4 protein-coding genes and 1 pseudogene are annotated in these 5,900 nt (G+C 54.0%); 2 read left to right on the top strand and 3 right to left on the bottom strand.

Annotated features, from left to right (window positions below; genetic code table 11):
* The first annotated feature begins 170 nt into the window (after nt 1-170).
* Both ACI2JR_RS27830 and ACI2JR_RS27825 read left to right on the top strand, forming a co-directional pair.
* Entirely contained in the window at nt 171-1,892 is a 1,722-nt protein-coding gene (locus ACI2JR_RS27830; protein ID WP_162661806.1) for a terminase large subunit domain-containing protein, read from the top strand.
* Nucleotides 1,892-2,944 carry a phage portal protein gene (locus tag ACI2JR_RS27825; protein WP_445298078.1) on the top strand — a complete coding sequence of 351 codons (1,053 nt, stop codon included), beginning with the start codon at nt 1,892-1,894 and terminating at the stop codon, nt 2,942-2,944. The genes ACI2JR_RS27830 and ACI2JR_RS27825 overlap by 1 nt, the downstream gene beginning before the upstream one ends.
* A 429-nt stretch (nt 2,945-3,373) precedes the next feature.
* Here the strand turns inward: ACI2JR_RS27825 and ACI2JR_RS27820 are convergent, their stop codons facing one another.
* The 3 genes and pseudogenes from ACI2JR_RS27820 to ACI2JR_RS27810 form a co-directional block, all read right to left on the bottom strand.
* Nucleotides 3,374-4,486, bottom strand: coding sequence for a helix-turn-helix domain-containing protein (locus tag ACI2JR_RS27820; RefSeq protein ID WP_462480055.1), 1,113 nt, complete (start codon nt 4,484-4,486; stop codon nt 3,374-3,376).
* A gap of 13 nt (nt 4,487-4,499) precedes the next feature.
* The gene (locus ACI2JR_RS27815; protein ID WP_024153925.1) at nt 4,500-5,093 is read right to left on the bottom strand and encodes a hypothetical protein; all 594 of its coding nucleotides are present in this window, start codon (nt 5,091-5,093) and stop codon (nt 4,500-4,502) included.
* Nucleotides 5,094-5,310: 217 nt separating this feature from the next.
* A pseudogene (locus ACI2JR_RS27810) lies at nt 5,311-5,895 on the bottom strand (replication endonuclease); the annotation flags it as partial.
* Between the last annotated feature and the right edge of the window lie 5 nt (nt 5,896-5,900).

Below are 5,900 nucleotides of genomic sequence, written 5' to 3'. Positions count from 1 at the left end.
GGTGGTTAGCCATGTTCTTTTGCTCATCTGGTTGAGTTCCTGGTGATGATGGCAGGCGGTGACACACGCGCTCAACGCGTTGTTGTTGTGAGGGTTCCGCCACAACCAAAAGCGGGCGAAAGGGCGCGCGCGCGCGGGTTAATCTCCCCGGCAGGAAGCGAGGAGGATTAATGGCGATTGAAGAAGCATTCATCATGCAGCGGGCACGGCAGCTCTACTGGCAGGGGTACCCGCCGGCGGAGATCGCGCGCCTGATGGGTATCAACCCGAACACGGTATACTCATGGAAAAAGCGCGATGAGTGGGACACCACACCGCCGATCCAGCGTGTCACGACGTCCATTGACGCACGACTGATCCAGCTCACCAGTAAGGACACAAAGACCGGGGGCGACTTCAAAGAAATTGACCTGCTGACCCGGCAGCTCAAAAAGCTGGATAACGGCACGCCAGTGACACAGCCGAAGAAAAAGATCCGCAAGAAACAGAACTTCTTTTCAGAGGCGCAGATCTCCGCGCTGCGTGCCAATATTATCGACTCGCTGCACTGGCACCAGAAAACCTGGTATGAAAACCTTCACCACCGTAACCGGGCCATTCTGAAGAGCCGGCAAGTCGGCGCGACATGGTACTTTGCCCGCGAGGCTCTGCTGCGTGCGCTAACGGGTGACGTGAAATACAAGCACCAGCTCAACCAGATCTTCCTGTCGGCGAGTCGTCGCCAGGCATACCAGTTCCGCAGCTTTATTCGCGCCGCCGCCGCTGAGGTTGATGTTGAGCTGAAGGGCGGTGACATGATCCAGCTGTTCAACGGTGCGGAACTGCACTTTCTCGGCACGTCGGCGGCAACCGCACAGTCCTATACCGGCAATCTGTACTTTGACGAATTTTTCTGGGTCGGGCAGTTTGCCAACCTGAAGAAAGTAGCTGGCGCGATGGCGACGCTGAAGGGGCTGACGCGCACCTACTTTTCCACCCCATCGGCAGAGAGTCACGAAGCATACCCCTTCTGGTCGGGTGAAGCCTTCAACAAGGGCCGTAGCCACGGTAAGCGCGTGGAGTTCGACACGAGCTGGAAGACACTTAACAGCGGGCTGATGTGCCCGGATAAAATCTGGCGCCAGATCGTCACGTTGCAGGATGCCGTCGATAACGGATGGGATCTCACTGACATTGACGAAATCCGCGAGGAAAACAGCCCGGAAGAGTACGACAACCTCTACGCCTGCACCTTCATCAAGAACGGCGAAACGGCCTTTGATTACAACATGTTACTGAGCTGCGGCGCAGACGGCTATGACGAGTGGCCGGACTGGAAGCCCTACGCCATGCGCCCGATGGCCGATCGCCCGGTATGGATTGGATACGACCCCAACGGGTCCAGCGGCAAAGGCGACAGCGGCGCCATCTCCGTTAATGCGGCACCACTGATCCCCGGCGGCAAATTCCGCACTATCGAGACCATTCGTGTGCGCGGCATGGAGTTTGAGGCGCAGGCCGCCATGATCATTAACATGCTCACACGCTACAACGTGCAGCACATCGGCATTGATGGCAGCGGTATTGGCGAGGCAGTTTATCAGCTCGTGAAGAAACGCTTTCCGGCGGCGGTGTGCTACCAGTTCTCGCCAGCCAGCAAGCGCATGCTGGTACTGAAGATGCTGCAACTGATCCGCGCCGGCCGCTGGGAGTATGACCGCGGCGAGTATGACCTGATCACCGCATTCTGCGCCGTGCGCAAGGTAGTCACTCCTGGCGGCGTAATCACCTACGATACCGACCGCGCCCGTGGTGTGAGTCACGGCGACCTCGCCTGGGCGACTATGCTCGCCACCGTTAACGAGCCGCTGGGTCAGGAAGGCGGCAACACTATGACTGTTATGGAGTACTGATGAGCAGACGAAAATCCCCGCGCGGCAGGCAGTATGCCAGAGAGCAAGCCGACCTCGCCGACGCGCTGAAGTCGGCGCCGGGCCTGAGCGCGTTCACGTTTGATGGCCCGTGGCCGGTGACGGGTGCTCATGACCTGCTGGATAACATGTACTGCGCCAACAATGGCCGGTACTACGAGACACCGATCAGCTGGTACGGGCTGGCCCGCCAGTTCGGCTACGCAAGCTGGCACCAGTCGGCGCTGTTCTTCAAACGTAATGTGCTGGCCGGGTGCTTTGTCCCGCACAGGCTGCTGTCGCGCCAGGCGTTCTCTGCCTTTGCGCTCGACTGGTTTGTGTTCGGTAACGCGTATCTTGAGATGCGCCGCAACCGCCTGAATGGTCCGATGGGCTTTCGTAACTCGCTGGCGAAATACACCCGGCGAGGTTCTGACCTTGACACCTACTGGTTTATTCAGTCGGGGCTTGACGATCATCAGTTTGAAACCGGTTCGGTGTGCCACGTTATCAATCCGGATATTCACCAGGAGATCTACGGGATGCCGGAGTATTTCGCCGGCCTGCTGTCGGCCAACCTGGCCCACTCCGCCGACAAGTTCCGCAAGCTCTACTACGACAATGGGTCGCATGCCGGCTGTATTGTCTACGTCAGCAGCGCAGTGGCCGACGGCGAGAGTCTTGAGAACCTGAAGAAGACGCTGACCGATACCCGGCGTGGTGGTGCGTTTAAAAACATTCTGCTGAGTGCGCCTGGCGTCGGCAAAGACGCGGTGCAGATCCTGCCGTTCAGCCAGATATCGGCGAAGGATGAGTTTGTCGGCGTGAAGTCCTCCACCCGCGACGACATGCTCGCGGCTCACCGCGTGCCGCCGCAACTGATGGGCGCCATCCCGGAAGGCAACGGATCATTCGGCGACGTCGAGAAGGCGGCGCGAGTGTTTGCGGTCAACGAACTGACGCCGGTCATGGAGGCGATGAAGCATGTTAACGACTGGCTCGGCGAAGAGGTGATCCGCTTCAACCCTTACGCCCTGCTGGAAATCCCGAAGTGATCTGAAGGTACCGCACTGCCATTCCTGGCGGTGCGGTACCGACCTGCAGCACCATCATTCCCGGCCATGTCGGCCAACCTGCAAAACCTCAACGCCATATTTCCCAATCAGACGCAGCCAGCTCCATTCTGGCGGGCTTTTGCCTGCGCGTTCACCCGATGCACCGCGAAAGTGCGCGCCCGGCAGGCGGCTTTTGGCGAGGTATGCCGACCCCTTCCCTACCCCCAAAGCGCGCGCTTGCTCCCCCGCCTCGCCTGCGCGCTAAACATGCCTCTTTTTGTGCACTTTGTGCAACCGGCTGAAGCCCCGCCAGTGCTGAGGCCGGGCAGCAAAAACGCCATTTCAAAAATTGTGCAATTTTGTGCAAGTTTATGCGCCATTTTTGCAGGAAAAAAAATCCCGCCGAAGCGGGATTCATTGGTTATCAAATTATGCAGATTTCATTCGATAAGCAGATAAAGAAACAACGTTTTCGGTAGCGATTTCTGGGGCAAAATCTAACGAATTATCGTTCGCTAACTCAGCTAACATAGCCGGAGTAATACACAGACGCTTGGCTAATGACTCAACATCAACTGACAGCTCCGTTAAGAGAAACTTCATTGCCTTATGAAATAGCTCTGGCTTTTCATTAGGAATCAAATAATCCTCTTTTTCATCAATGGCTTCCCCCTTGCGCTTTAAACCGAAGAATGCCGTTTTATATTGGGCATCGGTCAAGAGAGAAAGCTGATGCGCTCTATAAATTGTTGCTGCCTTACTAACTTTCCACGTCAGCTTAAACTGACTTAACCCCTGCCAGTCGATACGGCCGCCAATTGGGCGAGGGAAATATTTTGCCATCGCCGATCTGGGTAGAAGCAATGCTGATGCAAAACGGTTAGCTTGAGATTCAGTTACCCGATCCCCCGTTGAAATACCCTCATGCAAAATCAAATGTGCCACTTCGTGAGCAATATCAAAACGCTGACGGCAAGGCGATTTTTTAGCCGTATTTCTTACAATGAATGGCCGACTTAAAGGAACAGAAAGCGCATCCACGTCATCAGAGACAGAATCGAAAGAAGTAACAAATGCTCCTAGCTTTTCAGCAAGACGAGTCATATTGTCGATCGGCCCAAAACCCAATCCCCAATCAGCCCGGCATTTCTCAGCGGCTCTTTCTATGTCCTCTTGAGTATTCACTCTCAGTTCAGGAAATCTTACTGGCGGTAAATTCAAGTACTCATCAAAAACTTCAATGAGACGGCGATACAATTCAGCTTTAGCGAGCGTCGCCCACTTAGTAGCCATGCGTGTTGAACTACGCTTGCGGAAGTGAACGATCTCTTCATTCACTGGAGACTGCTCTTGCACTGCGAAAAATTCAGGCGTGACCAGCAATACGGCAGCTAATTTATTCGCAAGCTCAGGAGTAGGCACAGCCGAGCCGGATTCCAGCCGCTGAATGTACTGGCGGGTCTTATCGACCCGCTCAGCTACTTGCTCCAGTGATAACTCGTGATACAGACGAGCCAATCGCAAATTAGAACCGTTAAACACTTTTCACCTACTATTATCCATTATCGCTTTTCTTTTCCTTTTCAGGAACAGAAGCGCTGATATCATCCAGCTCAATCTTAACCGGTGCTGGCGGGGTATCGTCTGTAGAATGCAGCACAGTTACCCGTTCTTCGCCATACGTCCATAAGGAGAGCATTTCTTCCAGCGCATTATAACCCGCAAAATGCACTCGCCCACCTTCACCTTCGAACTCTGGCTTTTCTACAACGAAGCGCCAAATCGTAGGGATTGTATCTTCTGATGCAAATAGCTGATCAACACTATTCTTTCGGAAGAAGTTAGCCTTTTTCGGATTAGTTGGATCATCGCTAAAAGAACGGATTGGGATACCGCCAATAGTGATTGTGTAATCGTTATTCGGATTTGAAAGCCCCAACCAGTCGTATTTTTTTGACATGCACAGTTTGACGATTCGATTCTTCTGGCGTCCAAAAGTGCATGTTGCACGGGTATAATTATCATCAAGAGAAGAAGACAAAAGCTCATGCGTGTCTTCCTGCACTTTAAGGAGTGCCTCCGCAATGATAGATAAGCGTTCTTCGGTTAACTGCGGATGAAACGTCCAGGGTAATGGGTAATTTTGCATCGGGTCACTTTCCTTTCAGTGCAAAAATCAAACTTTGTCAACCGGGATAATGGTGCAGAATTTTGATTTTGTCAACTAACCCCTGTTAATTTTTACAGCCACTTTTTAATGATTGAGAATTTCGTCAGCTTATTTCTCAGCCGCCATTTTTCGCGTTGCTCGATAGAATCGACCAGAACAGTTAAAAGTGACCATGACTAACCATTCCCCCGCAGGTTCAATCCTGTTTTTTCCGTTTAACTGCCTTCTTCCAGCGTGTGACCAGGTCACGCACTGCCATGTATTCGGAAGTTGGTTTATCTTTCTCGCCTGCGCGCCATACGTTCACTCCACGCAACCGACCATTGTCCGCCGCGAGCAGACCGCCGCCGTGGCGAACGCGTGCGCCGCCTGCGACCGATCGCACAACCTCATCACTGACGAAAATCCGACAGTCTCTGAGCTGTGCGCCGATGCTGGCGATCACCTCTTCGGAGATGCCGTGTTTTTGCGTCGATTCCTGTTGTTGCGCCTGGCGCAATGCGGCTTCGGCCTTTTTCTTCTGATATTCCGCAACCGCGGCGGCATAGTTATCTGCGCGTCGCTCCGCCTCGATCCGCAGTTGTTCGCGCCAGCGGCGCTCCGCCTCTTCCGGCGTCAGGCTCATATCTTTCGCGGCGGTAACTTTTGGCCCCCATGTCAGCGCGCTTTCATCATCAATCGACGTGCGCAGGCCGCGCGCGGTACGCGTGTTGGCTTGATCTGAGCTTTCCCGGGCTGATTTTCTTTGCCTTCTGTTGTTCTCCTGCCTTTGCTTTCGTGATTATG

The organism is Klebsiella sp. NPDC088457, assembly GCF_044900465.1.
In the GTDB taxonomy this organism is placed as follows: Bacteria; Pseudomonadota; Gammaproteobacteria; order Enterobacterales; family Enterobacteriaceae; genus Klebsiella.
The sequence above is the reverse complement of the archived record's forward strand: the minus strand, read 5'-3'. Positions and strand labels throughout refer to the sequence as shown.

Bases quoted from the DNA above. Each gene is read 5' to 3' on its own strand.
- ACI2JR_RS27830 (WP_162661806.1), top strand. From the start codon at position 171: ATGGCGATTGAAGAAGCATTCATCATGCAGCGGGCACGGCAGCTCTAC.
- ACI2JR_RS27825 (WP_445298078.1), top strand. From the start codon at position 1,892: ATGAGCAGACGAAAATCCCCGCGCGGCAGGCAGTATGCCAGAGAGCAA.
- ACI2JR_RS27815 (WP_024153925.1), bottom strand. From the start codon at position 5,093: ATGCAAAATTACCCATTACCCTGGACGTTTCATCCGCAGTTAACCGAA.